Origin of the sequence: Ideonella sp. A 288, from assembly GCF_002198735.1 — a bacterium.
GTDB lineage: Bacteria > Pseudomonadota > Gammaproteobacteria > Burkholderiales > Burkholderiaceae_C > Pseudaquabacterium.
On sequence record NZ_MWLO01000010.1, the window covers coordinates 1 to 23,563 of the forward strand.

Here is a 23,563-nt window from a genome sequence, read left to right on the forward strand (position 1 = left end):
ACCCGCCCAGCCCTGCGGCCGCAGAAGGAGCCCCGATGCATGCGACGCAACGCCTGACCGGCAAACTGAGCGACCTGGCCGGCGGACTGCAGGTCCGCCGCGTGCTGCCCGACGCCAGGCGGCGCGCGGTCGGCCCCTTCGTCTTCTTCGACCACATCGGCCCGGTGACGCTGCCGCCCGAAGTGGACAGCGACGTCGGCCCGCACCCGCACATCGGCCTGGCCACCGTGACCTACCTGTTCGAGGGCGGTTTCCTGCACCGCGACAGCCTGGGCACGGTGCAGACCATCGCGCCCGGCGCGATCAACTGGATGACCGCCGGCCGCGGCGTGGTGCACAGCGAGCGCGTGCCCGACGACCAGCGCGGCCAGGCGCGCCGCCTGCACGGCCTGCAGCTGTGGGTGGCGCTGCCGCCCGCGCAGGAGACCGCCGAGCCGTCGTTCCAGCATGTCGCCGCGTCGGCGCTGCCGACGGTGGCCCTGCCCGGCGGCGGGCAGGTGCGCGTGCTGGTGGGCGAGGCCTTCGGCGTGCGCAGCCCCGTGCGCAGCGCCTCGCCCACGCTGTACCTGGACGTCCGCCTGCCCGCCGACGCCGACTGGACCCTGCCTGCGCTGGCCGCCGAGATGGCGATTTATGCACCGGAGCACGGCCTGGTCGTCGACGGCGAGGCGCTGCCGGCGCGGGAGATGGCCGTGCTGGCCGACGGCCGCGGTGCCCGGCTGCGGGCCGGGCCGACCGGCGCCCACGTCGTGGTGGTGGGCGGCGCGGCGCTGGAGCAGCCGGTGCGCATGTGGTGGAACTTCGTCTCGACCGACCGCGAGCGCATCGCCGACGCCGCCAGGCGCTGGCAGGACGGCGGCTTCGACGCCATCCCGGGAGAGACCAGCCGCGTCGCGGCACCGCCCTGGAAGGGCTAGTCGAACCGAACTGGCAAGAGCTCAGCAGGTCCAGGACGACCCGCGCTCGGCCTCGATGCCGTAGCGCTCGATCGCCTGCGCGCACACCGCCGCGCCGACCCGGCCCTGCGCGCGCAGCGCCGTCAGCGCGGCCAGCACGATCTGGTGCCGGTCGACCTCGAAGAAGCGGCGCAGCGCGGCGCGCGTGTCGCTGCGGCCGAAGCCGTCGGTGCCGAGCGACACCATCGGCGCGGCCACGTGGCCGGCGATCAGCTGCGGCCAGGCGCGCACGAAGTCCGACGCCGCCACGACGGGGAAGTCGCCGCCCAGACAGCGCTGCAGGTGGCTCTGCCGCGGCGCCTGCGTGGGGTGCAGCCGGTTCCAGCGCTCCACCTCGCAGGCGTCGCGCGCCAGCTCGCTGTAGCTGGTGGCGCTCCACACCTCGGCGTGCACCTGCCAGTCGGCCGCCAGTAACTCGGCGGCCGCGATGGCCTCGCGCAGGATCGCGCCCGAGCCGACCAAGCGGACGCTGCCGTGCGCGTCGTTGGCAGGGTAGGTGCCGAAACGGTAGAGGCCGCGCACGATGTCGTCCTCCACGCCATCCGGCAGCGTGGGCTGCGCGTAGGACTCGTTCATCAGGGTGACGTAGTAAAAGACGTCTTCCTGCCGCTCGAGCATCGCGCGCATGCCGTGGTCCAGGATCACCGCGAACTCGCCGGCGAAGCACGGGTCGTAGGCGCGGCAGTTGGGCACCGTCGAGGCCTGAACCAGGCTCGTGCCGTCCTGGTGCTGCAGGCCCTCGCCGCCCAGCGTCGTGCGCCCGGCGGTGGCCCCCAGCAGGAAGCCGCGCGAGCGCTGGTCGGCCGCCGCCCAGATGAGGTCGCCCACGCGCTGGAAGCCGAACATCGAGTAGTAGATGTAGAACGGCAGCATGGCCTGGCCGTGCACCGAGTAGCTGGTGGCCGCGGCCGTCCAGCTGCTGAGCGCCCCTGCCTCGCTGATGCCCTCTTCCAGGATCTGGCCGTCGGTGGCCTCGCGGTAGCTGAGCACCGAGCCGATGTCCTCGGGCTCGTAGCACTGGCCCGACGACGAATAGATGCCCACCTGCTTGAACAGGTTGGCCATGCCGAAGGTGCGCGCCTCGTCGGCGACGATGGGCACCACGCGCGGGCCCAGTTGCGGGTCTTTCAGCAGTTGGGTCAGCATGCGCACGAAGGCCATCGTCGTGCTCATCTCCTTGCCGTCGGCGCGGGTGGCGAACTCGCCGTAGCGCGCCAACGGCGGCACCGGCACCGCGGCGGCACGGCTGCGGCGGCTGGGCACGTGGCCGCCCAGCGCGGCCCGCCGCGCCTGCAGGTAGCGCATCTCGGCGCTGTCGTCGGCGGGGCGCACGAAGGCCAGCGCGGCGGCCTGTTCGTCCGACAGCGGCAGGTCGAAGCGGTTGCGGAAGGCGATCAGGTCGTCGCGTTCCAGCTTCTTCTGCTGGTGCGTCGTCATGCGCCCCTGGCCGGCCACGCCCATGCCGTAGCCCTTCTTGGTCTGCGCCAGCACGACGGTGGGCCGGCCCACCGTCTGCACCGCCGCGTGGTAGGCGGCGTGGATCTTCACCAGGTCGTGGCCGCCGCGCTTGAGGCGGTCGATCTGCTCGTCGGTCAGGCCCTGGGCCAGCGCCGCCAGCTCGGGGTTCTGGCCGAAGAAGTGGTCGCGGTTGTAGCGGCCGTCCTTGGCGGCGAAGGTCTGGAACTGGCCGTCCACCGTCTGGCCGAAAGCCCGCGTCAGCGCGCCCTGCGCATCGCGGGCGAACAGGCCGTCCCAGTCCGAGCCCCACACCAGCTTGATGACGCGCCAGCCGGCACCGGTGAACAGCGCCTCCAGCTCGTCGATGATGCGGCCGTTGCCGCGCACCGGGCCGTCGAGCCGCTGCAGGTTGCAGTTGACGACCCAGATGAGATTGTCGAGCTGCTCGCGGGCGGCCAGCGTGAGTGCGCTCATGCTCTCGGGCTCGTCCATCTCGCCGTCGCCAAACACGCCCCACACCCTGCGGCCCCGCGTGTCCTGCAGCCCACGGTGCTGCAGGTAGCGCATGAAGCGCGCCTGGTAGATCGAGCTGATCGGGCCGAGGCCCATCGAGCCGGTGGGGAACTGCCAGAAGTCCGGCATCAGCCACGGGTGCGGGTAGCTGCTGAGGCCCTGCGCGCCCGCGCGCTTGGCCGACAGCTCTTGTCGGTACTGCGCCAGGTCGCGCTCGGTCAGGCGGCCTTCGAGGAAGGCCCGCGCATAGACGCCCGGCGCCGAGTGCGGCTGGTAGAAGACGAGGTCACCACCGCCGCCAACGTCACCGCCCTCGCCCGCGCCGCGAAAGAAGTGGTTGAAGCCGACCTCGAACAGGTCGGCCGCGCTGGCGTAGCTGGCGATGTGCCCGCCCAGTTCGCCATGCGCCTGGTTGGCGCGCACCACCATCGCCAGCGCGTTCCAGCGCATCAGCGAGGCCAGCCGTTCCTCGATCGCCAGGTCGCCCGGGAAGGCCGGCTGCTGCGACACCGGGATCGTGTTGACATAGGGCGTGCCGCGCACCGGCTGCCAACCGATGTCGGGCTGGCGGGCCATGGCGGCCAGTTCGTCCAGGATCTGCCGCACACGCTGCGGCCCGCCGGCCTGCCGCAGCGAGGCCAGCGCGTCGCGCCATTCGGCGGTCTCCTGGGGGTCGGTGTCGGGTTCGGGTGCGGGCGGTGAAGGCATGGCGTGGCTCATCGGTGGGTGTCCTTCGCCCGGCACTGTAGGCTCGGCATGCCGGCATGTGCTGCCGCAATCGACTGCCGCGCGGGCATTCGGCGGCACAAAATGCCGCACCAACCCCTCCGCGGAGCACGCATGGAACTGGACGCCGTCGATCTGCGCATCCTGCGCGAACTGCAGGCCGATGCCTCGCTGTCGAACGTCGCCCTGGCCCGGCGCGTGCACCTGTCGCCCTCGCCCTGCCTGGCGCGCGTGAAGGCGCTCGAGGCGCATGGGCTGATCCGCCAGTACGTGGCCCTGCTCGATGCCCAGCAGCTGGGCCTGCACCTGAATGTGTTCATCTCGATCAGCCTGAAGCAGCAGACGCGCGCCGCGCTCGAGTCCTTCGAATCGAAGGTGTGCGCGCGCGACGAGGTGATGGAGTGCTACCTGATGACCGGCGACGCCGACTACCTGATCCGCGTGGCCGTGCCCGACATGGCGGCGCTGGAGCGCTTCATCCTCGAGCAGCTCTCGCCGATGAAGGAGGTGGAGAAGATCCGCTCCAGCTTCGCGCTGAAGCAGGTGCGCTACAAGACCGCGCTGCCGCTGACGGCGGCGTCGTGATCGAGATCTCCGGCGAGGTGGCCTGGCTGCGGCCCGAGGGCCGCCAGCCCTGCTGGCGCTACACCATCACGTCAATGAGCGTCGAGTTCGCGCCCTGAGCTCACCTGCCACCCTGGCCGAGTTCTGCCAAATTGGCAGCCCCAGTGGCTGACGTCAATGGCAGCCGAGGCTCGGCGCCATGCCAAGGCCTTGTCCCGACAAACCTTTTTGTCGGCGCCGGGGTGGCACGGGTCTTGATACAGGACAGGGTATGAAGACCCACCGCTGCATCGCCCCATGACCACCCCCACCGTCGCCGCCCCCGCGGCCCCGGCCGACGACAGCGCGGCCCAGATCGTCTCGCTGTACCAGAAGCACAAGAAGATCTACCCGCGCTCGGTGACGGGCCGCTTCGTCAACTGGCGCTGGGGCTTCGTGTGGTTCACGCAGATCCTGTTCTACGGCCTGCCCTGGCTGATGTGGGGCGAGCGTCAGGCGGTGCTGCTCGACGTGGTGAGCCGGCGCTTCTACATCTTCGGGCTGGTCTTCCACCCGCAGGACTTCATCTACCTGACCGCGCTGCTGCTGGTGTCGGCCTACTCGTTGTTCCTGTTCACCGCCGTGGGCGGCCGGCTGTGGTGCGGCTATGCCTGCCCGCAGACCGTGTACAGCGAGATCTTCATGTGGGTGGAGCGCAAGATCGAGGGCGACCGCGCCGCGCGGATGAAGCTGGACGCCGCCGCGCTGACGCCCACCAAGCTGTGGCGCAAGACGGCCAAGCAGGCGGTGTGGATCGCCATCGGCCTGTGGACCGGCTTCACCTTCGTCGGCTACTTCACGCCCATCCACACGCTGGCGGCCGAGGTGGCCAGCGCCGGCATGGGCCCCTGGGAAACCTTCTGGGTGCTCTTCTACGGCTTCGCCACCTACGGCAACGCCGGCTTCATGCGCGAGCAGGTGTGCAAGTACATGTGCCCCTACGCCCGCTTCCAGAGCGCGATGTTCGACAAGGACACGCTGATCATCAGCTACGACACCGCCCGCGGCGAGCCGCGCGGCTCGCGCTCGAAGAAGGCCGACCCACTGGCGCTGGGCCTGGGCTCGTGCATCGACTGCGGCCTGTGCGTGCAGGTGTGTCCCACCGGCATCGACATCCGCAAGGGCCTGCAGTACGAGTGCATCGGCTGCGCCGCCTGCGTGGACGTGTGCGACGAGGTGATGGACAAGATGAACTACCCGCGCGGCCTGGTGCGCTACGACACGCAGCATGGGCTCACCGGCATGGGCCTGTCGCGCGGCCAGGTGCTGGCGCGCATGTTCCGGCCGCGGGTGCTGGTGTACAGCGCCATCCTGGTGTTGATCTGCGTCGGCGTGGGCGTGAGCATCGCGCTGCGGCCGCCGTTCCGTGTGGACGTGGTGCGCGACCGCGGCACGCTGGCCCGGCAGGTGGACAACGGCCAGATCGAGAACGTCTACCGGCTGCAGCTGATGAACGCCACCGAGCAGCCGCAGACCTACCGCATCGCCGCCGAGGGCCTGCCCGGCCTGCAGATCGCCGACACCGCGCCGATCACGCTGGGCTCGGTCGAGGCGCGCTGGGTCACCGTCTCGCTGCACGTGCCGTCCGAGACCGCCAGCGCCAAGGGCCCCGGCGTCCACGAGATCCACTTCACGGTGGAAAGCCAGGCCACCCCCACCGAGGAGGCCCACCGGCTGCGCGAGAAGGCCACCTTCGTCGTGCCACGCTGACGCCGCGCGATGCGACGGCCCGGTGCGCGCGCAAGGCACCGGCCCGCGCGGCGGCGCACCAGGCGACGCCGATGATCTGGCGCAGCACGGTCGGCCACGGGCCGGGCCATGCTGGCGACGGTGATCAGGTGAACGCATTGACAAGTCTTTGGGCCAGCGCGCTTCGCGCGTTCGGTGCAGGGTGCACGGCAGGCCGGACCGGGTGGCGCCCGGCGACCTGCCGGCGAGCCCTCGCGCCGAAGGGGGCGCTGGTGCGTGGGGCGTGGCGTGAGGTTCTGCATCGGATGCTCGGCCTGGTGCGCCTTGTGCTGCCGGATCTGGCAATCGCCATCGCGCTGCTCCTGGGCCCCCTGGCCGGTGCCTCGGCAGCCTCCAGCGTGCCGGCCGGGCCGAGCGCGCCGATCGCGGCCCCCGCCGCGCTCGAAGTCTTCGTGCGCGAGGGCTGCCCGCACTGCACGGCCGCCAAGGAGTTTCTCGCGGCACTGTCGCGCGAGCGCCCGGCGCTGGCCATCCACCTGCGTCAGGTCGACCAGGACCCGCAGGCCGCCGAGGACCTGATGGCGCGTTCGCGGGCGGCCGGCGCGTGGCCGCCGGGCGTGCCCACCTTCGTGTTCCGCGGCCAGGTGATGGTGGGATTCGACGATGCCGAACACGCCGGGCGCGAGTTGGTGGCGCTGCTCGACGGCAGCGCGGCGCCGGTCGGCCAGGTCGAGGGCACGCTGTTCGGCACGCTCAGCGCGTCGCGCCTGGGGCTGCCACTGTTCACGCTGGCGCTGGGCCTGCTGGACGGGTTCAACCCCTGCGCGATGTGGGTGCTGCTGTTCCTGCTGTCGCTGCTGGTGCGGCTGCGCGATCGGCGCCGCATGGCGCTCGTCGCGGGCACCTTCGTGCTGGTCAGCAGCGCGGTCTACTACGCCTTCATGGCCGCCTGGCTCAACGTCTTCCTCGCGGTGGGCATGTCGAACGCCGTGCGCGTTACCCTGGGGGCCGTGGCGCTGGCCATCGGCGCGGTCAACGTCAAGGACTTCGTGGCCTGGGGGCGCGGCCCGTCGCTGTCGATCCCAGATGCGGCCAAGCCGGGCCTGGTCGCCCGCATGCGCCGCGTGATGCAGGCGCCGGGCCTGTCGACCTCGCTGCTGGCCGTGGCGGCCCTGGCGGTGGTGGTCAATGTCGTCGAGCTGCTGTGCACCGCCGGCCTGCCGGCGATCTACACCGCGGTGCTGGCGCAGCACCAGCTCGGCGCTGCGGCCCACTACGCCTACCTCGGCCTGTACATCCTGGGCTACATCGCCGACGACTCGCTGATGGTGGCCGCGGCGGTGCTGGCACTGGGCAGCGGCAAGCTCACCGAACGCGCCGGCCGCTGGCTCAAGTTCGTCAGCGGCGTCGTGATGCTGGCGCTCGGCGCGGTGCTGCTGTTGCGGCCGCAATGGCTGTCCTGAGCACCACGGCCGCGGTGGTGGCCGGTGCCTGGGCCTTGCGCGCGCTCGCGCACCGGGCCATCCTGCGCGGCCTTCGCGCGCCCCGGCTGCCGCACGCGCAAGGTGCCGCCGACGTCGCCCTGCCGCCGGGCTGCGTGGTCGAGGTGCGCATCCCCGGGCCGCGCGGGCGACAGCTGTCGGGTCACCTGGTGAGGCCCGCCGCGACGCCGGGACAGGCCCCGACAGCGCCGCTGCCCGCCGTGCTGGTGATGCACGGCTGGGGCGCCAACGCCGCGATGATGTGGCCCGTGGTGCCGCCGCTGCACGCCTCGGGCCACGCGGTGCTGCTGCTCGACGCGCGCTGCCACGGCCGAAGCGACGACGAGACCTTCACCTCGATGCCGCGCTTTGCCGAGGACATCGCCGCCGGCCTGGCCTGGCTGCGGCAGCAGCCCGGCATCGCTGCCGATCGGCTGTCGCTGCTGGGCCATTCGGTGGGGGCGGCGGCGGCGCTGCTGCACGCCGCGCACCACGGCGACGTGTGCGCGGTCGTCAGCCTGTCCGCGTTCGCCCACCCGCGCGAAGTGATGCGCCGGCTGCTGGCCGAGACGCGCGTGCCCTACCCGGTGGTGGGCTGGTACGTGCTGCGCCACGTGCAGCGGGTGATCGGCGCGTCGTTCGACGACATCGCGCCGCTGGCCACGCTGGCCCGCGTGCGCTGCCCGGTGCTGCTGGTGCACGGCCGGCAGGACGCCACCGTGCCCTTCGCCGATGCCGGCCGGCTGCTGGCGGTGTCGCCGATCGCCCGCCTGCTGGCGGTCGACGGCGACCACGACCTGCGCGACACACTGGCCCCGCACGCGGCGGCGCTGGTGGACTTCCTGCAGGCCGCCGTCCGCACTGGGGGCCCAGGCAACCCGGCGCATGGCGCGCCGCCGGACGCCACCGCGGGGTGAGGCCCAGGCCGCGATCGCAGGCGGCCGCCCGGCGTCACCGCAACCAGTCGCGCAACTGGCCGGTCACGTCGGCGCGGCTGAGCAGGTCCCAGTGGTTGGCGCCGGTCACGACGAGGCGGTCGCTGTCGGGCACCTGCAGCGCCAGCGCCGGGTCGCGGTGCTCGCCCAGCGCGCTGGCCAGCGGCACCAGGCCGTCGCCGACGAGCTTGCTGTGCAGGCCGCGCGACACGTCGGTGGCCTGCGTGGCGGCCACCAGGCAGGTGCGCACGCCGGCAGGCAGCGGCGTCGGCACGCGGTCGTCGCGGGTCTGCGCGTGGCGGTCCTTGTGCTGCCAGTCGGCGTCCTGCAGGTTGCCGTAGCGCAGGTCGGTGATGCCGGCGCTGCGCGTCTTGCCCAGCCGCGCGAACGGCGCGACATAGGGGCTGAGGCCCAAGGCCCCGTCGACCAGCCGGCCGCCACGCTCGAGCGGCGCCCCGTGGTGCGGCGTGCCCAGGCACACCAGCGTCGACAGCCGGGCCCGCCAGGGCTGCTCGGCGCCCACCCAGCAGGCGCTGCGCGCCACGAGGCCGCCCATGCTGTGGGCCACGATCACCAGTTCGTCCACCTTCACCGGCCAGTGGGCCAGCAGGCCCGTCAGCAAGGTGGAGAAATCGCGGCCGTTCTGCGACACATGCCGGCCGCTGTTGTAGTGCAGGTACACCGGCGTGAAGCCCCGCTTGCGCGCCAGCGCCTGGCCGTGGTCGTGGCCCTGCCGCGTCCATTGCAGGTCATTCATCGCCAGGCCATGCACCAGCACCATCAGCCGGCCGGTGGGCGCCTGCAGCGACTCCTGGTAGGGCCGGCCGCCGATGCGCGCGGACATGGTGATGGCCAGCGGGTTGTGGGTGGCTTCGAGGTGGTCGCCCCAGACGCCGTTCAATGCCGCGACGAAGGCCTCGCGCTCGGGCGTGGACGGCCCGGCCTTCAGCGGCACGGCGTTCAGCACCACGTCCAGCCCCTGCCCCACGGCGCGGGTGACGCCGCGCACGCTGCGGTAGACGAAGCCGGTGATGCCCGACGGCCGCCCCTCGGGCACGGCGCCCACGATGCCGGCGCGCGTGGCGATGGTGTGGTGCATGGCCTCGACGAGGTCGGTGATGCCGACCACCGCGTCGGTGCTCAGGCGCGACAGGCCGCGCAGGTCGGCGGGGCGCAGCGGCGGCGCGGCGCGGCGCAAGGTGTCGGCAAGGCTCATGGCGGGCTCTCGTTCGGGGGACTGTGGCGTTCACTGTGCGGGCCCTCCCGGGGCAAGGCAAGCACTCCTTTAGGGGGCGCTCCCGGGGTCGGTCGGCCTCTGCGCATCCCGGCGGATTCCGGACTCGCGCCGGCCGGGGACCGGGGTTTCAGCTGAAACAGCAGCTCCGACGCCTGAAACGGGCCGGCAACCCCCGCCGATCACGATGCAGGCGTCATCCCCCCGCTTTGAAAGGAGCGCCCCATGGACGCCAGCCAACATCCCCTGCTGACCCTGCTGCCCAAGGACGCCGTGCGCCGGCTGCGCGGCGAGCGTGGCCGCGGCATCGCGGTGTTCCGCGGCCAGGTCTGGCTCACCCAGGACGGCGACCTGCGCGACATCGTGCTGGACGCCGGCGAGAGCTTCGACTTCGACCGCCCCGGCCATGTCGTCGTGCAGGCGCTGGGCGACGCCAGCCTCCTGCTGTACGAGGCCGAGAGCGTGCTCGGCCGGGCGCAGCGGGCCGCGCACGGGCTCGTGCAGCGGCTGCTGCCGTCCGACCGTGACCGCCACCACCTGGCCGCTTGAGGCACCGACCGCAGTCCTTTGTTGCAGCTGAAACCAAATCGCCACGCGCTGCAATGCGGCTGCAACGGCATCCCTCGAAGATCCTCACACCACTCACCGGAGCACCTGCCATGGCACCCGTCATCCCCACCCACCGCCCCCTCGTGACGCCTGTGCGGCTGGCCATCGCGATCGCCGTCGCGGCGGTGCTGAGCGGGGTCTTCCTGGCCGTCGATGCCGCCGAGGCCCAGTCGTCGACCGCCCAATCCTCGGTCGGCGCCGACCCGCGTTGCGGCAAGACCGCGGCGGCCGGCCTGGCGACCGAACTGGTGGTGCGCAGCGACGCGCCACGGCCGCTGGCCCTGTGACGCGGCCCCACCGGCACGTCCGCCCCACGCGCCTCGCCACCACGCGCCCGCCGTCCCCCACCAGGGGCCGGCGGGCGCGCGGCGTTGGTGCCTGCGCCGGCCATCGGTCTGGACGCGATGGGCTGCCCAGGCCGTGCGCCGTTGCACCGGATCGGGCGCCGCGGCGTGCGCCGCGCCCGCTGCGCGCCACGCGCGGTCAACGCACCGGCGACTGCAGCGCGCGCCGCCCGCCCAGCCACCCGGCCAGCACCGCGAACCCGCCGCGCGCCCACCGTGTCCAGGCCTCCACCTGCGCGCTGCGCGGCGTGCCGCCCAGCGCCCATTCGACGAAGTGCTCGCAGTTGTTGGTCCACAGCCGATAGCGGTCCTCGCCGATCCGGCTGCGCGCCCGCTCCACCGCGGCAGGGCCCGGGAAGGCCGGCGCCGTCCAGGCCTTGACCTGCCAGCCGCGGCCGCGTGCGAAGCGCTCGAGGCTCACCTCCTCCACCGGCCCGCGGCGCACGAAACGGTGCAGCCCGGCGTAGTGGATGACGCGCCCGTCGCCGGCGTACAGGCCGTGGTGCACATAGCCGCGGCGGCGGGTGGTGAGGTGGGCTCCGGGGGTCAAGGCGTCCTTCATGGCAGGGGTCGGGTCGACAGGGTGGATCGGGGGGCCGCGAGGGCCGGAACCGAGAGCGTGCCGGCGCCGCGTTGGCGCCCGATGTCGCGCGCGGCCACGGCGCGTGTCGCTTGAAATCCGGCGCGTCGCGATGTTTCAAATGAAATGCGGCCCGCGCCCGCCGTAACCGTTCGGTAGCGGCCGGGCCGGACCATGGCCCCATCGCCCACTGCCCAGGAGACCCGACCATGAGCGCCTACCGCCGCACCGGCCCGTCGGCCGACATCGACCCCATCGACGACGAGATCGACGAGCCCCTCGGGGACTGGTCGCTGGACGAACCCGACGACGACGCCGACGTCGCCTCGCTGCGTTCGACCTGGGCGGCCGCCGATGGCTTCGACGAGTGAGCTGCCGATCGGCGGCGGCGCGGCCGCCGCACCGGTGGCGACACCGCTGCACCGCGTGCTGGTGGTCGAGGCCGACGGCCCGCTGATCGGCCTGCTGCAGACGCAGCTCGAGGCCGAAGGCTGCCTCGTGACCGCCGAGTCGGCCGCCGAGCCCGGCGCGCCCGCCGACCTCATCGTCGTCGACCTGCCCTACCCGCGGCAGGGCGGCGTAGACTCGATCCGGCGCATCGCGACCCGCCATCCGATGACGCCGATCCTGGCCTTGTCATCCACCTTCTTTGCAGGCATCGAATGCTGGGGGCCCGTCGCGCGCGAACTCGGTGTGGACTGCGTGCTGCCCAAGCCGGCCTCGTGCCAGGCGCTGGGCCAGGCGGTGCGGCGGCTGCTGGCCCGGGGCGGCTGCCCATGCGGTCCGGCCTGACCACGGCACAGGGCGTGCGGCGATGATCCCCGCCGACGTCAGCCCGCCGGCCCCCGACCTGTCGCGCCCGCCGATGCGCTGGACCTGGCGCCACACGCCGTGGATCGGCGGCCTGTTCATCGCCGTCATCGTCGGCCTGGCGGGCTTCGACATCCTGCGCGGCCGGCAGGCCACCATCGGCGAGACCGGCCGCGAGCTCGACGCGCAGGCGCGCGTCATCGCCGAGCAGACCGCCCGCAGCCTGCAGACGGTGGACCTGGTGCTGCGGCACATCGCCAACGAGCACCGCGAGGGCAAGCTCGGCACGCCCGGCGACGAGGCCGCACTGCACGCCTACCTGCGCGACCAGGTGGTGGGCCTGGTGCAGGTGGAAGGGCTGTCGCTGATCGACGTGTCGGGCCGCGTGCGGGCCAGTTCCAACCAGTACCCGCTGCCCGTGCCGCCACCCGACGTGTCCACGCTGCCGGGCTTCCAGCAACTGGTGCGGCATGGCGCCTCGGGCATGGTGCTGGGCGGCACGATGCGCGGGTTGTTCCATCCCGACACCTGGATCTTTCCGCTGGCGCGGCGGCTCGACCGACCCGACGGCGGCTTCGCCGGCGTGGTAGCGGCCGGGGGCCGCGTGGACTACTTCCAGCACTTCTACCGCGACGTGCGGCTCGACGAAGGCACCCGCATCACGCTGATGCACCGCGACGGCACGCTGGTGGCCCGCCACCCCGCGGTGGAATCGGCGCTGGGCCAGCGATTCGCGCTGCTCGACACGATGCTGGCCGCGCGCGAGAGCGGCCAGCCCGGGCCCACGCGCCTGCCGAGCCCGGTGGACGGCGTCGACCGCTTCGGCGCGGTCGAACTGGTGCCGGACTTCCCGCTGGCGGTGGTGGTCACCCGCGACACCGCGGTGGCCCTGGCCCCCTGGCGGGCGCAGGCCATCGGCACCGTGGCGCGCACGCTGGCGCTGGGCATCCTGGCCACCGCGCTGCTGGCGCTGGTGCGGCGGCAGTTCGAGCGGCTGGACCGCACGCGCGAATCGCTCGAGCACTCGCGCGAACGCTTCGCGCTGGCGGCCGCCGGGTCGGACGAGGGCATCTGGGACTGGGACGTGGCCGGCGACCGCATCTACGCCTCGGCCCGCGCGCGCGAGATCTTCGGCCTGCCGCCCGGGCCCGACGTCCAGCCGCGGTCGGCCTGGTTCGCCGCACTGCAGATGCACCCCGACGACGTCGCCGAGCGCAGCGCCGCGCTCGGCGCCCACCTGTCGGGCCGCACGCCGGTGTATGCCGGCGAGTACCGTGTTCGACACCCCGACGGCAGCCACCGCTGGATCCGCGTTCGCGGCCTGTGCGTGCGCGACGAGCGCGGCCAGCCGCTGCGCATGTCGGGCTCGGTGACCGACATCGACGCCCACCGCCGCGCCGAGGACGCGCTGCGCCTGAGCGAGCAGCGCTTCGCGCTGGCGGTGGCCGGCTCGAAGGACGGCATCGTCGACTGGGACGTGGCGGGCGACCGCATGTACACCTCCGAGCGCATGCTCGAGATGATCGGCGCGCCCACCGACGTCACCGTGCGCAGCCGCGCCGAATGGGTGGCGATGCTGCAGCTGCACCCCGACGACCGCGAGGCCCATGCGAAAGAACTGCAGCGCTTCCTGGCCAGCGACGAGACGCTGCGCGAATGCGAATACCGCCTGAAGCGAGCGGACGGCGAGTACGGCTGGGTGCGCCTGCGCAACCTGTGCGTGCGCGACGCCGACGGCCGGCCGCTGCGCCTGGCTGGCTCGGTGAGCGACATCGACGCCTACAAGCGGGTGGAGGCCGCGCTGCGCGTGTCGGAAGAGCGCTACGCCCTGGCGATGACCGGCTCGAACGAGGGCCACTGGGTGTGGAACGTGGTCGACGACGAGCTCTACACCTCGACCAAGCTCAACGAGCTGCTGGGCCAGCCCGGGCTGTCGCAGGTGAACACCTACGCCGGCTACTTCTCGCACATCGCCATCCACCCCGACGACTTCGCCCGCGTGCGGCAGGCCCGCGACGACCACCTGGCCGGGCGCACGCCGCAGCTCGACGTGGAGTACCGCATCCTGATGCCCGGGACGAACGAGGTGCGCTGGATCCACACCCGCGGCCAGTGCTTCCGCGACGCCGACGGCCGGCCGCTGCGCGTGGCCGGCTCGACCCGCGACGCCACGCAGCGCAAGCGCTCCGAGGAGGCGCTGCGGGCCAGCGAGGAGCGCTTCGCGTTGGCGGTGGCCGGCTCCGACGACGGCGTGTGGGACTTCGACTACGTGGCCGGCCGCGTGTTCGGCTCGCGCCGCGCCCGCGAGATCCTGGGCCTGCCGCTGCAGCCCGAGGTGCAGCCGATGGACGACTGGCATGCCGCGCTGCAGCTGCACCCCGACGATGCCCCGCTGCGTGTAGCCGCGATGCAGGCCCACCTGTCGGGCCTGGCCCCCGCCTACGAAGGCGAATGGCGGGTGCGCCACGGCGACGGCCGCTACCGCTGGGTGCGCGTGCGCGGCATGTGCGTGCGCGACGAGGCCGGCACGCCGCTGCGCATGGCCGGCTCGGTGAGCGACATCGACGCGCGCAAGCGGGCCGAGGAATCGCAGCGCCAGTCGGAAGAGCGCTACGCGCTGGCCGTGGCCGGCTCGGACGACGGCGTGTGGGACTGGGACCTGGTGGCCGGCGTGGCCTTCGAATCGACCCGGGCACGCGAGCTGCAGGCGCTGCCGCCGGGCCCCGAGGTGCAGCCGCTGGCCGATCTGGTGGACTCGCTGCGCGTGCACCCCGACGATGCGCCGGTCCGGGCCGAGGCGCTGCGCGCCCACCTGGCCGGCGAATCAGCCGCCTACGAATGCGAGTACCGCGTGCGCCACGACGACGGCCAGCACCGCTGGATCCGCGTGCGCGCGGTGTGCGTGCGCGATGCCGACGGACGGCCCACCCGCATGGCCGGCTCGGTGAGCGACATCGACGCCCGCAAGCGCACCGAACAGGCCCTGCGCGACAGCGAAGAGGCGCTGCGCCGTTCGGAAGAGCGCTTCCAGCTGGCGGTGGCCGGCTCCAACGAAGGGCTGTGGGACTGGGACCTGGACAGCGACCGCCTGTTCCTGTCGCCGCGCGCGCAGGACCTGCTGTGGCTGACGCCCGGGCAGGCGCAGCGCCCGCGCCGCGAGTGGATCGCGATGTCGAACTTCCACCCCGACGACCGTGGCCTGGTGCGCGATGCGCTGGCCGCCCACCTGCGGGGCGAGACGCGGCACTTCAAGGTGGAGTTCCGCCTGCAGCACGCCGGCGGCGACTGGCGCTGGTACCGCCAGCGCGGCATCGCGGTGCGCGACGCCGAGGGCCGGCCGATGCGCATGGCCGGTTCGATGGAGGACATCACCGACCGCAAGGCCTCCGAGGCCGAGCGCGAGCGGCTCGAAGGCCAGCTGCGCCAGGCGCAGAAGCTCGAGGCCATAGGCACGCTGGCCGGCGGCATCGCACACGACTTCAACAACATCCTCGCGGCCATCCTGGGCTATGGCGAGATGGCGCAGAAGGATGCGCCCGAGGGCAGCGCGCAGCGCCGCCACATCGACGCCGCGATGAGCGCGGGCATGCGCGCCAAGTCGCTGGTCGAGCGCATCCTGGCCTTCAGCCGCAGCGGCATGGGCGAGCGCGTGCCGGTGCACGTGCAGTCGGTGGTGGACGAGGCGCTCGACGCGGTGGCCGCGTCGCTGCCGGCGGGCATCCGGCTCGAACGGCAACTGGCGGCCGACGACGCCGCGGTGCTGGGCGACCCGACCCAGGTGCACCAGGTGGTGATGAACCTGTGCGCCAACGCCGTGCAGGCGATGAAGTCCGCCGGCACGCTGACCGTCACGCTCGACCGCGTGGACCTCGACGCCCCGCGCTGTGCCACCAGCGTGCTGGCCGCCGGCAACTACGTGCGGCTGGCCGTGCGCGACACCGGCACCGGCATCGCAGCGCACCTGCTGGAGCGCATCTTCGACCCCTTCTTCACCACCAAGGAAGTGGGCGTGGGCACGGGCCTGGGCCTGTCGCTGGTGCACGGCATCGTCACCGACCTGGGCGGCGGCATCGACGTCGACAGCCGGCCCGGCGAGGGCACCACCTTCCGCGTGCTGATGCCCTGGCAGGGCTGTGTGGCGCAGGCCCCGCGCGTCGAGCTGGACGTGCCGCCCGGCGCCGGCGAGACCGTGCTGCTGGTCGACGACGAGGAGGCCCTGGTGCGCCTGGGCGAGGAGATGATCGCCGCGCTCGGCTACGAGCCGGTGGGCTTCACCTCCAGCGTGGCGGCGCTCGAGGCCTTCTGCGCCGAGCCCGGCCGCTTCGACGCGGTGCTGTCGGACGAGGCCATGCCCGAGATGACCGGCTCCGAGCTGGCCCGTGCCGTGCGCACGCGGCGCGCCGACATCCCCATCGTGCTGATGAGCGGCTACGTGACCACCGCGCTGACCCAGCGCGCCCGCGACGCCGGCGTGGCCGACGTGCTGGCCAAGCCGCTGGTGGCCGGCGACATCGCGCGCAGCCTGGCGGCGGCGCTGCAGCGGGGGCGGGGGCGCAGCAGCGCCGAGGCCGCCGCGCCGCATTGATCGGCCGTGGCCCAGGTTTCAATCGCAATCGCACGCCCGTGGCCTGCAATCGCCAGGCAACGGTCGAGGCCTCCAATGGGACGCATCCACCCCAGGAGACCCGCGATGAGCACCCTGCCTTCCCCCACCGAACCCCTGGCGCTGCTGTCCACGCTGGAGGCGCCGACGCGCTGGTTCGCCCGCGCCTCGTTCACCGTGCACCAGTGGCTGCAACGCCTGCGGGCGCGCGACGAACTGGCCACGCTGGACGACTCGATGCTCAAGGACATCGGCGTCACCCGTGCCGACGTGCTGTGGGAAACCGACAAGCACTTCTGGCAGCCCTGAACGCCCCTTCACCGCGCGGTCCCGGCAGTTGACGGCCGGGACCGCCTGCGGTACCAATCGCATGCCCACGACGATGACCGAACCGATGCACGCCGAACCCCAGTGGCTGCCCCACGTGCTGGTGCTGGACGACGACGAGTCGATCCGGCAGCTGGTGGGCGACTACCTCGGCGCCAACGAGCTGCGCGTCACCGCCGTCGCCAGCGGCCGGGCGCTCGACGAGGCCATGGGGCGCGACGCCATCGACCTGGTGGTGCTCGACCTGCGCCTGCCCGGCGAGGACGGCCTGCAGATCGCGCGGCGGCTGCGCGAGGCCTCGGCGATCCCGATCCTGATGCTCACCGGCCGGGTGGACGAAGCCGACCGCGTGATGGGCCTGGAACTCGGCGCCGACGACTACCTGACCAAGCCCTTCAGCCCGCGCGAGTTGCTGGCGCGCATCCGCGCGCTGCTGCGCCGCGCCCGCACCCAGGCCACGGTGGCCGACGCCATCGCCCGCGTGCGTGCCTACCGCTTCGGCGGCTGGGAGCTGAACGTCGGGCTGCGCAAGCTGAAGTCGGCCGAAGGTCGCTCGGTCGACCTGACCAACGGCGAGTTCAGCCTGCTGGCGGCCTTCGTCTCGGCACCGCAGCGCGTGCTGTCGCGCGACCAGCTCCTCGACCTCTCGCGCCTGCACAACACCGAGGTCTACGACCGCTCGATCGACGTGCAGATCTTGCGGCTGCGCCGCAAGATCGAGCCCGACCCGGCGCAGCCGCGCTTCATCAAGACCGAGCGCGGCGTGGGCTACCTGTTCGACGCCGAGGTGCAGGCGGTGCGCTGAGCCGCCCGGCGGCCCGGCCGCCGGATTTCAATCGTCATCGCGCCCGCGCCCGCTGCAATGCGGACGCAATGCCCCGGGCGCGCAATGTCGGCTTCTGTCATGCGGCCTTCGGTGGGCGTCCTGCCCGCCGGTCGCTGCCGCACCGAAGGACCGACGACATGCCCCGCATCGCCACCGCCCTGGCCGCCCTCGCTGTGCTGCTGCTGACCGCCTGCGCCACGCTGCCGGCCGACGTGCCGCGCCCACCGTCGCAGGCCTTCGTCGACGTGGCCGGCACCGAGCTGGCGCGGCTGTCGGCGGCCGCGACGCCGGACGACCGGCGCCACCTGTCTGGCTTCCGCCTGCTGCCCGAGGCCGCGCCGGCGCTGGATGCCCGGCTGTCGCTGGCGCGACGCGCACAGCGGTCGCTGGACGTGCAGTACTACCTGATCGCCGACGACGGCACCGGCCGCGCCTTCCTGCAGGCGCTGCACGACGCCGCCGCGCGCGGCGTGCGCGTGCGGCTGCTGGTGGACGACCTGCACGTCGACGGCGCGGAAGTCCGCCTCGCGGCGCTGGCCGCGCAGGCGAATGCGGAGGTGCGCTTGTTCAACCCGCTGCCCGCGCGCGGCGGCCACCTGGCGGCGCGGCTGCTGCGCTCGCTGCACGACTTCGACCGCGTCAACCGGCGCATGCACAACAAGCTGGTCATCGCCGACAACGCGTGGGCGGTGACCGGTGGCCGCAACATCGGCGACGAGTACTTCATGCGCGGCGACGCGGCCAACTTCGTCGACATGGACCTGCTGTCGACCGGCCCGGTGGTGCGCGAGCTGTCCGACCTGTTCGACCGCTTCTGGAACAGCGCGCCGTCGTTCCCGATCGCCAGCGTGGCGGACCCAGGCATGCCCTGGCCCGACACCCGCACCGACGCACCGGCCGGGCCGCCGTCGCCGCAGGCGGCGCGGCCGGCGCTCGCCGACGACCCGCTGGACGCGATGGCGGCCGACCTGGTCTTTGCGCCGGCCACGCTGTTCGCCGATGCGCCGGACAAGGCCCAGCCACCGGCCGGCGCCGCGGCACCCGCCACCGCGATGGACAGTACGCTGCAGCTGTTCCGCTCGGCGCGCGACGAGGTGCTGATCGCCTCGCCCTACTTCATCCCCGGCCCGCGCGGGCTGGCGCTGATGCGCGAGGCGGTGGACCAGGGCGTGCACCTCGCGGTCACCACCAACTCGCTGGCCGCCACCGACGAGCCGCTGGCCTACTGGGGCTACGTGCGCTACCGGCTGGACATGCTGAAGATGGGCGTCTCGGTGTCCGAGCTGCGACCGCACCATCCGGGCCGCTCGGGGCTGTCCGGCGAATTCCGCTCGTCGACCAGCCGGCTGCATGCCAAGCTGGGCGTGGTCGACCGGCGCTGGCTGCTGGTGGGCTCGATGAACATGGACAACCGCTCGTCGCGCACCAACACCGAACTGGGCCTGGTGATCGACAGCCGCGCGCTGGCCACCCAGGTGGCGCAGTGGCTGCAGCAGCGCTGGGCGCCCAGCCAGTACCGGCTGCAACTGGCCGACGCCGGCCAGCAGGTGCTGTGGATCGAGCCCGAAGGCGACGGCCGTGGGGACGACGCGCTGCAGACCCACAGCGCCGAGCCGCATGTCACCTGGCTGGCGCGGGTGCGGCTGGGCCTGCTGTCGATGTTCGTGCCGGAGGCCCTGCTGTGAGGGCCCGCGCCTCGCCGGCAACGAAGGCCTGCAACCGGCGGCCCCGCGAGGTGTCGCCCCGTGGCCTGGCCGGTCGACACGGTCAGAACTGCGCGTCGCTCAGGCCCAGAGTGGTGACCGCGCCCCACAGCACCTCGTCGCGCATCGCCCCGGCCTGCGGCAGCACGTGCAAGGCATAGTGGTGGGCCGTGACGCGCTTGGCGGCCAGGAAGCCGTCGTCGGCCACACCGCCGGCCAACTGCGTGGTGGCGGCATCGGCGGCGCGCGCCATCAACCAGCCGCCCATCACCGTGCCGCTGAGCCACAGGTAGGGCACGGCCCCGGCCGCGGCCTCGCGCGGGCCCATGGCCAGCAGACCGTCGGTGGCCTCGGCCAGCGCCTTCAGCCCCTGCTGCAACTGGCTGGCGATCGATCCCAGCACGGCGTCGCCGTGGCTGCCCAGCAGGCCGGCGTCCTCGACCATGCGGCCGATCAGGCGCTTCATCACCACGCCGCCGTCGCGGGCCAGCTTGCGGCCGATCAGGTCGTTGGCGTGGATGCCGGTGGTGCCCTCGTAGATGGTGGTGATGCGCGCGTCGCGCTGGTGCTGCGCGGCGCCAGTCTCCTCGATGAAGCCCATGCCGCCGTGCACCTGCACGCCGTGGGCGGTGATGCCCTGCGCGCTCTCGGTGCACCAGCCCTTGACGACCGGGATCAGCAGGTCCACCAGCGACTGCGCGGTGGCGCGCTGCGCAGCGTCGCCGTGGCCCTGCGCGCGGTCCATCTGGCCGGCCGCGCAGTAGGCCAGCGCGCGCATCGCCTCGGTGCGGCACTTCATGTCCATCAGCATGCGGCGCACGTCGGGGTGGCCGATGATGGTGGCGCTGGGCTCGCCTTCGCGGCCCAGCGTCTTGCCCTGCACGCGGTCGAGCGCGTAGCCGCGGGCCTGCTGGTAGGCGCGCTCGGCGATGGCCACGCCTTCGAGGCCGACGTTCAGCCGCGCATGGTTCATCATCGTGAACATGCAGGCCAGGCCCTGGTGCTCCTCACCCACCAGCCAGCCGATGGCGCCGGGCCCCTCGCCGAAGCTCATCACCGCGGTGGCGCTGCCACGGATGCCCATCTTGTGCTCGATCGACGCGCACACCAGGTCGTTGCGCTCGCCCAGCGAGCCGTCGTCGTTGACCAGGAACTTCGGGCACAGGAACAGCGAGATGCCCTTGACCCCGGGCGGGGCGTCGGGCAGACGGGCCAGCACCAGGTGGACGATGTTCTCGGCCAGGTCGTGCTCGCCCCAGGTGATGAAGATCTTGGTGCCGCTGATGCGGTAGTGGTCGCCCTCGCGCACGGCCTTGCTGCGCAGCGCGGCCAGGTCCGAGCCGGCCTGCGGCTCGGTGAGGTTCATCGTGCCGGTCCAGCGGCCTTCCACCATCGCCGGCAGGTAGCGCGCCTTCAGCGCGTCCGTGCCATGGTGGGCGATGGCCTCCACCGCGCCGAGCGTGAGCATCTGGCACAGCGAGAACGCCATGTTCGACGACTTCCACATCTCCAGCACCGCGGTGGACAGCAGCGTGGGCAGGCCCTGGCCGCCGTATTCCACCTTGGCCGGCATGCCGTTCCAGCCGGTCTCGCAGAAGCTGGCATAGGCCTGCCTGAAGCCGTCGGCCGAGGTGACCGTGCCGTCCTGCCAATGGCAGCCCTGCACGTCGCCCTGCCGGTTGATCGGCGCCAGCACGTTGGCGGCGAACTTGGCCGCCTCGTCGAGGATGGCCTCGGCCAGGTCGGCCGTCACCTCCTCGAAGCCGGGCTGGGCCAGCACGGCGTCGAGGCCGCCGATCTCCTTCATCGCGAACAGCATGTCGCGAACGGGTGCGTGGTAGGGCGTCATGGCCGTGGGCTCCTTGGGTTCAGTGGGCGCTGGCCGCGGCGGCGCCGATGCCGGTCTGGCCGCGCACATACTGGTCGCGGAAGCCGGCGATCTCACCGGCCGCCAGGCGGCTCTTGTCGGTCACCGAGAACAGCCAGGTGAAGAAGAAGGCCAGCGGCATCGAGAACAGCGCCGGTTGCTCGTACGGGAACAGCGGCGCCGGGTTGCCCAGCACCACCACCCACACCGCCTTCGACAGCACCACGAAGGCCACCGCCGAGACCAGGCCCACGATGCCGCCGATGAGCGCACCGCGCGAGGTCAGGCCCTTCCAGTAGATCGACAGCACCAGCACCGGGAAGTTGGCCGACGCGGCGATGCCGAAGGTCAGGCCCACCAGGAAGGCGATGTTCTGCTTCTCGAACATGATGCCCAGCACCACCGCGACAATGCCCAGGCCGATGGAGGCCATCTTGGTGACGCGCATTTCCTCGGCCTGCGTGGCCGTGCCCTTGCGGATGACCTGGGCGTAGATGTCGTGCGCGATGGCCGAGGCACCGGCCAGCGCCAGGCCCGAGACCACCGCCAGGATGGTGGCGAAGGCCACCGCCGACAGGAAGCCGAAGAACAGGTTGCCGCCGACGGCCTTGGCCAGGTGCATCACCGGCATGTTGTTGCCACCGATCAGGTTGCCGCCGATGACGCCGCCTTCGAAGAACTGCGGGTCCTGGCCGACGATGACGATGGCGGACAGGCCGAGCAGGCACACCACCAGGAAGAACAGGCCGATGAAGCCGCTGGCCACGAACACCGACTTGCGCGCCTCCTTGGCGTTGGGCACGGTGAAGAAGCGCATCATGATGTGCGGCAGGCCGGCGGTGCCGAAGACCAGGCCCAGCGACAGCGACACCGCCGTCACCGGATCGGCCAGCAGGCTGCCCGGGCGCATGATGGCGGCGCCGCTCTTGTGCGCAGCGACGGCCTGGGTGGCCAGCGTCTCGATGTTGAAGCCGAACTGGCTCATCGCCAGCCCCAGCATCATCAGGCCGCCCGACAGCAGCAGCACGGCCTTGATGATCTGCACCCAGGTGGTGGCGATCATGCCGCCGAAGGTGACGTAGACCACCATCAGCACACCCACCACGACCACCGCGATGGGGTAGTCCAGGCCGAACAGCAGCTTGATCAGCTGGCCCGCGCCCACCATCTGCACGATCAGGTAGAAGCACACCACCGTCAGCGAGCCGAAGGCCGCGAAGGTGCGGATGCGGTTCTGGTCGAGGCGATACGAGGCGATGTCGGCGAAGGTGAAGCGGCCCAGGTTGCGCAGGCGCTCGGCCAGCAGGAACAGGATCACCGGCCAGCCGATGAAGAAGCTGATGGTGTAGACGAAGCCGTCGAAGCCGCGCAGGAAGACCATCGAGCTCAGGCCCAGCAGCGTCGCCGCCGACATGTAGTCGCCGGCGATGGCCAGGCCGTTCTGGAAGCCGGTGATGCCGCCGCCGGCGGTGTAGAAGTCGGCCGTCGACTTGGTGCGTTGGGCGGCCCAGTAGGTGATGCCCAGGGTGAACAGCACGAAGATCAGGAACATGCCGATCGCCGTGAGGTTGAGCGGCTGCTTCTGCATCTGGCCGACGTCGCCGCCGGCGGCGAAGGCGGCACCGCCAGCCAGCAGGGCCAGCGCGGTGAGTGATTTGACGAGATGGTTCATCGCGTGTTCCGTTCGACGATCTGGTGGGTGAGTTGGTCGAACTCGCCGTTGGCGCGCGAGACGTACCAGCCGGTGAGCAACCACGAGCCGGCGATCAGGGCCGCGCCGATCGGCACGCCGATGGTCAGCGTGCTGCCGTCGAACAGCGGCTTGCCCAGCAGGCCCGGGGCGAAGGCCACCACCGCCATGAAGGCGTAGTAGGCCAGCAGCACCACGAAGGACAGCCACAGCGAGAGCCGGCCGCGGCGCGCGACCAGCTCCTTGAATTGCGGGTCGGCCTCGACCCGGCGGAACATTTCATTGGACATGGTGTTTCCTGGTGGCAATGGATGGGGTCGCGCCGGCGGCAGCCGCGTCGGTGGAGGGCACGCGATCGCGGCAGCGGCTGGCCAGCCGGGGCGTGCAGGGAGGGGGTCGCACCGTCTCGTCTCCTTCATCGGCGTGGTCTGACCCGGCGGCACCGGGCGACAACTTGGCGCGAAGGATGGCGGACGACCTTTTCAACAGCCGCAATGCAATGTGACGAATGTTTGCGTCAGGCCCACGCAAGGCACACGGGCTCCTAGAATTTCGGCCACCCGCCTGCGCGGGCCGCACACGCCACCTTGCCCCGCGCCCTCCCCACGC

The 23,563-nt window shown here is 72.3% G+C and carries 19 protein-coding genes; 13 read left to right on the forward strand and 6 right to left on the reverse strand.

Annotation, left to right across the window (positions count from 1 at the left end; translation table 11 throughout):
- The first annotated feature begins 35 nt into the window (after positions 1 to 35).
- Positions 36 to 917 (forward strand): pirin family protein, encoded by an 882-nt coding sequence (locus EOINJALH_RS00435; protein WP_088278345.1) that lies wholly within the window; start codon positions 36 to 38, stop codon positions 915 to 917.
- 21 nt (positions 918 to 938) lie between these two features.
- On the opposite strand, the gene mdeB is transcribed toward EOINJALH_RS00435, so the two are convergent.
- Positions 939 to 3,647 (reverse strand): alpha-ketoglutarate dehydrogenase, encoded by a 2,709-nt coding sequence (mdeB, locus tag EOINJALH_RS00440; protein ID WP_199873104.1) that lies wholly within the window; start codon positions 3,645 to 3,647, stop codon positions 939 to 941.
- 120 nt (positions 3,648 to 3,767) lie between these two features.
- Here mdeB and EOINJALH_RS00445 point away from each other — a divergent pair, with 120 nt between their 5' ends.
- From EOINJALH_RS00445 to EOINJALH_RS00460, 4 genes are all read left to right on the forward strand, one after another.
- Complete coding sequence (locus EOINJALH_RS00445) at positions 3,768 to 4,238, forward strand: Lrp/AsnC family transcriptional regulator (protein ID WP_088278346.1); 471 nt, start codon at positions 3,768 to 3,770, stop codon at positions 4,236 to 4,238.
- Between the two features lie 276 nt (positions 4,239 to 4,514).
- Positions 4,515 to 5,966, forward strand: coding sequence for a cytochrome c oxidase accessory protein CcoG (gene ccoG, locus EOINJALH_RS00450; RefSeq protein ID WP_088278347.1), 1,452 nt, complete (start codon positions 4,515 to 4,517; stop codon positions 5,964 to 5,966).
- Positions 5,967 to 6,250: 284 nt separating this feature from the next.
- Positions 6,251 to 7,408 carry a glutaredoxin family protein gene (locus EOINJALH_RS00455; protein WP_088278348.1) on the forward strand — a complete coding sequence of 386 codons (1,158 nt, stop codon included), beginning with the start codon at positions 6,251 to 6,253 and terminating at the stop codon, positions 7,406 to 7,408.
- Positions 7,396 to 8,343: an alpha/beta hydrolase gene (locus EOINJALH_RS00460; RefSeq protein WP_088278349.1), complete on the forward strand. Its 948-nt coding sequence runs from the start codon at positions 7,396 to 7,398 to the stop codon at positions 8,341 to 8,343. The genes EOINJALH_RS00455 and EOINJALH_RS00460 overlap by 13 nt, the downstream gene beginning before the upstream one ends.
- Before the next feature lie 34 nt (positions 8,344 to 8,377).
- On the opposite strand, the gene EOINJALH_RS00465 is transcribed toward EOINJALH_RS00460, so the two are convergent.
- Positions 8,378 to 9,577 (reverse strand): permease, encoded by a 1,200-nt coding sequence (locus EOINJALH_RS00465; RefSeq protein WP_088278350.1) that lies wholly within the window; start codon positions 9,575 to 9,577, stop codon positions 8,378 to 8,380.
- A 243-nt stretch (positions 9,578 to 9,820) separates the two neighbouring features.
- On the opposite strand from EOINJALH_RS00465, the gene EOINJALH_RS00470 reads away from it, so the two are divergent.
- Together EOINJALH_RS00470 and EOINJALH_RS00475 are read left to right on the forward strand one after the other, a co-directional pair.
- The gene (locus EOINJALH_RS00470; protein ID WP_088278351.1) at positions 9,821 to 10,144 is read left to right on the forward strand and encodes a DUF2917 domain-containing protein; all 324 of its coding nucleotides are present in this window, start codon (positions 9,821 to 9,823) and stop codon (positions 10,142 to 10,144) included.
- 110 nt (positions 10,145 to 10,254) lie between these two features.
- Positions 10,255 to 10,491 (forward strand): hypothetical protein, encoded by a 237-nt coding sequence (locus EOINJALH_RS00475; protein WP_088278352.1) that lies wholly within the window; start codon positions 10,255 to 10,257, stop codon positions 10,489 to 10,491.
- 196 nt (positions 10,492 to 10,687) lie between these two features.
- Here EOINJALH_RS00475 and EOINJALH_RS00480 read toward each other — a convergent pair whose 3' ends face one another.
- Positions 10,688 to 11,110, reverse strand: coding sequence for a lecithin retinol acyltransferase family protein (locus tag EOINJALH_RS00480; RefSeq protein WP_088278353.1), 423 nt, complete (start codon positions 11,108 to 11,110; stop codon positions 10,688 to 10,690).
- 227 nt (positions 11,111 to 11,337) lie between these two features.
- On the opposite strand from EOINJALH_RS00480, the gene EOINJALH_RS31525 reads away from it, so the two are divergent.
- From EOINJALH_RS31525 to EOINJALH_RS00505, 6 genes are all read left to right on the forward strand, one after another.
- Positions 11,338 to 11,499 (forward strand): hypothetical protein, encoded by a 162-nt coding sequence (locus EOINJALH_RS31525; protein WP_158219595.1) that lies wholly within the window; start codon positions 11,338 to 11,340, stop codon positions 11,497 to 11,499.
- On the forward strand, positions 11,483 to 11,920 hold the full coding sequence (locus EOINJALH_RS00485) for a response regulator (RefSeq protein ID WP_088278354.1): 438 nt from the start codon (positions 11,483 to 11,485) through the stop codon (positions 11,918 to 11,920). Before EOINJALH_RS31525 ends, EOINJALH_RS00485 begins: the two co-directional genes overlap by 17 nt.
- A gap of 22 nt (positions 11,921 to 11,942) precedes the next feature.
- Positions 11,943 to 16,523 (forward strand): PAS domain-containing protein, encoded by a 4,581-nt coding sequence (locus EOINJALH_RS00490; protein ID WP_088278355.1) that lies wholly within the window; start codon positions 11,943 to 11,945, stop codon positions 16,521 to 16,523.
- Positions 16,524 to 16,628: 105 nt separating this feature from the next.
- Positions 16,629 to 16,850: a DUF1127 domain-containing protein gene (locus EOINJALH_RS00495; RefSeq protein WP_144289792.1), complete on the forward strand. Its 222-nt coding sequence runs from the start codon at positions 16,629 to 16,631 to the stop codon at positions 16,848 to 16,850.
- A gap of 73 nt (positions 16,851 to 16,923) precedes the next feature.
- Positions 16,924 to 17,673 (forward strand): response regulator, encoded by a 750-nt coding sequence (locus tag EOINJALH_RS00500; RefSeq protein ID WP_158219596.1) that lies wholly within the window; start codon positions 16,924 to 16,926, stop codon positions 17,671 to 17,673.
- A 158-nt stretch (positions 17,674 to 17,831) separates the two neighbouring features.
- The gene (locus EOINJALH_RS00505) at positions 17,832 to 19,379 is read left to right on the forward strand and encodes a phosphatidylserine/phosphatidylglycerophosphate/cardiolipin synthase family protein (RefSeq protein WP_158219597.1); all 1,548 of its coding nucleotides are present in this window, start codon (positions 17,832 to 17,834) and stop codon (positions 19,377 to 19,379) included.
- Between the two features lie 82 nt (positions 19,380 to 19,461).
- On the opposite strand, the gene EOINJALH_RS00510 is transcribed toward EOINJALH_RS00505, so the two are convergent.
- The 3 genes from EOINJALH_RS00510 to EOINJALH_RS00520 are packed head-to-tail and all read right to left on the reverse strand — an operon-like array spanning position 19,462 to position 23,244.
- Positions 19,462 to 21,246: an acyl-CoA dehydrogenase gene (locus tag EOINJALH_RS00510; protein ID WP_088278362.1), complete on the reverse strand. Its 1,785-nt coding sequence runs from the start codon at positions 21,244 to 21,246 to the stop codon at positions 19,462 to 19,464.
- 19 nt (positions 21,247 to 21,265) lie between these two features.
- Positions 21,266 to 22,936: a cation acetate symporter gene (locus EOINJALH_RS00515; protein WP_088278358.1), complete on the reverse strand. Its 1,671-nt coding sequence runs from the start codon at positions 22,934 to 22,936 to the stop codon at positions 21,266 to 21,268.
- The gene (locus EOINJALH_RS00520) at positions 22,933 to 23,244 is read right to left on the reverse strand and encodes a DUF485 domain-containing protein (protein WP_088278359.1); all 312 of its coding nucleotides are present in this window, start codon (positions 23,242 to 23,244) and stop codon (positions 22,933 to 22,935) included. The genes EOINJALH_RS00515 and EOINJALH_RS00520 overlap by 4 nt, the downstream gene beginning before the upstream one ends.
- Positions 23,245 to 23,563 lie beyond the last annotated feature (319 nt).

Excerpts from the sequence above, each read along its gene's own strand:
- EOINJALH_RS00435 (WP_088278345.1), top strand. The coding sequence starts at position 36 with ATGCATGCGACGCAACGCCTGACCGGCAAACTGAGCGACCTGGCCGGC.
- mdeB (WP_199873104.1), bottom strand. The coding sequence starts at position 3,647 with ATGAGCCACGCCATGCCTTCACCGCCCGCACCCGAACCCGACACCGAC.
- EOINJALH_RS00445 (WP_088278346.1), top strand. The coding sequence starts at position 3,768 with ATGGAACTGGACGCCGTCGATCTGCGCATCCTGCGCGAACTGCAGGCC.
- ccoG (WP_088278347.1), top strand. The coding sequence starts at position 4,515 with ATGACCACCCCCACCGTCGCCGCCCCCGCGGCCCCGGCCGACGACAGC.
- EOINJALH_RS00455 (WP_088278348.1), top strand. The coding sequence starts at position 6,251 with ATGCTCGGCCTGGTGCGCCTTGTGCTGCCGGATCTGGCAATCGCCATC.
- EOINJALH_RS00460 (WP_088278349.1), top strand. The coding sequence starts at position 7,396 with ATGGCTGTCCTGAGCACCACGGCCGCGGTGGTGGCCGGTGCCTGGGCC.
- EOINJALH_RS00465 (WP_088278350.1), bottom strand. The coding sequence starts at position 9,577 with ATGAGCCTTGCCGACACCTTGCGCCGCGCCGCGCCGCCGCTGCGCCCC.
- EOINJALH_RS00470 (WP_088278351.1), top strand. The coding sequence starts at position 9,821 with ATGGACGCCAGCCAACATCCCCTGCTGACCCTGCTGCCCAAGGACGCC.
- EOINJALH_RS00475 (WP_088278352.1), top strand. The coding sequence starts at position 10,255 with ATGGCACCCGTCATCCCCACCCACCGCCCCCTCGTGACGCCTGTGCGG.
- EOINJALH_RS00480 (WP_088278353.1), bottom strand. The coding sequence starts at position 11,110 with ATGAAGGACGCCTTGACCCCCGGAGCCCACCTCACCACCCGCCGCCGC.
- EOINJALH_RS31525 (WP_158219595.1), top strand. The coding sequence starts at position 11,338 with ATGAGCGCCTACCGCCGCACCGGCCCGTCGGCCGACATCGACCCCATC.
- EOINJALH_RS00485 (WP_088278354.1), top strand. The coding sequence starts at position 11,483 with ATGGCTTCGACGAGTGAGCTGCCGATCGGCGGCGGCGCGGCCGCCGCA.
- EOINJALH_RS00490 (WP_088278355.1), top strand. The coding sequence starts at position 11,943 with ATGATCCCCGCCGACGTCAGCCCGCCGGCCCCCGACCTGTCGCGCCCG.
- EOINJALH_RS00495 (WP_144289792.1), top strand. The coding sequence starts at position 16,629 with ATGAGCACCCTGCCTTCCCCCACCGAACCCCTGGCGCTGCTGTCCACG.
- EOINJALH_RS00500 (WP_158219596.1), top strand. The coding sequence starts at position 16,924 with ATGACCGAACCGATGCACGCCGAACCCCAGTGGCTGCCCCACGTGCTG.
- EOINJALH_RS00505 (WP_158219597.1), top strand. The coding sequence starts at position 17,832 with ATGCCCCGCATCGCCACCGCCCTGGCCGCCCTCGCTGTGCTGCTGCTG.
- EOINJALH_RS00510 (WP_088278362.1), bottom strand. The coding sequence starts at position 21,246 with ATGACGCCCTACCACGCACCCGTTCGCGACATGCTGTTCGCGATGAAG.
- EOINJALH_RS00515 (WP_088278358.1), bottom strand. The coding sequence starts at position 22,936 with ATGAACCATCTCGTCAAATCACTCACCGCGCTGGCCCTGCTGGCTGGC.
- EOINJALH_RS00520 (WP_088278359.1), bottom strand. The coding sequence starts at position 23,244 with ATGTCCAATGAAATGTTCCGCCGGGTCGAGGCCGACCCGCAATTCAAG.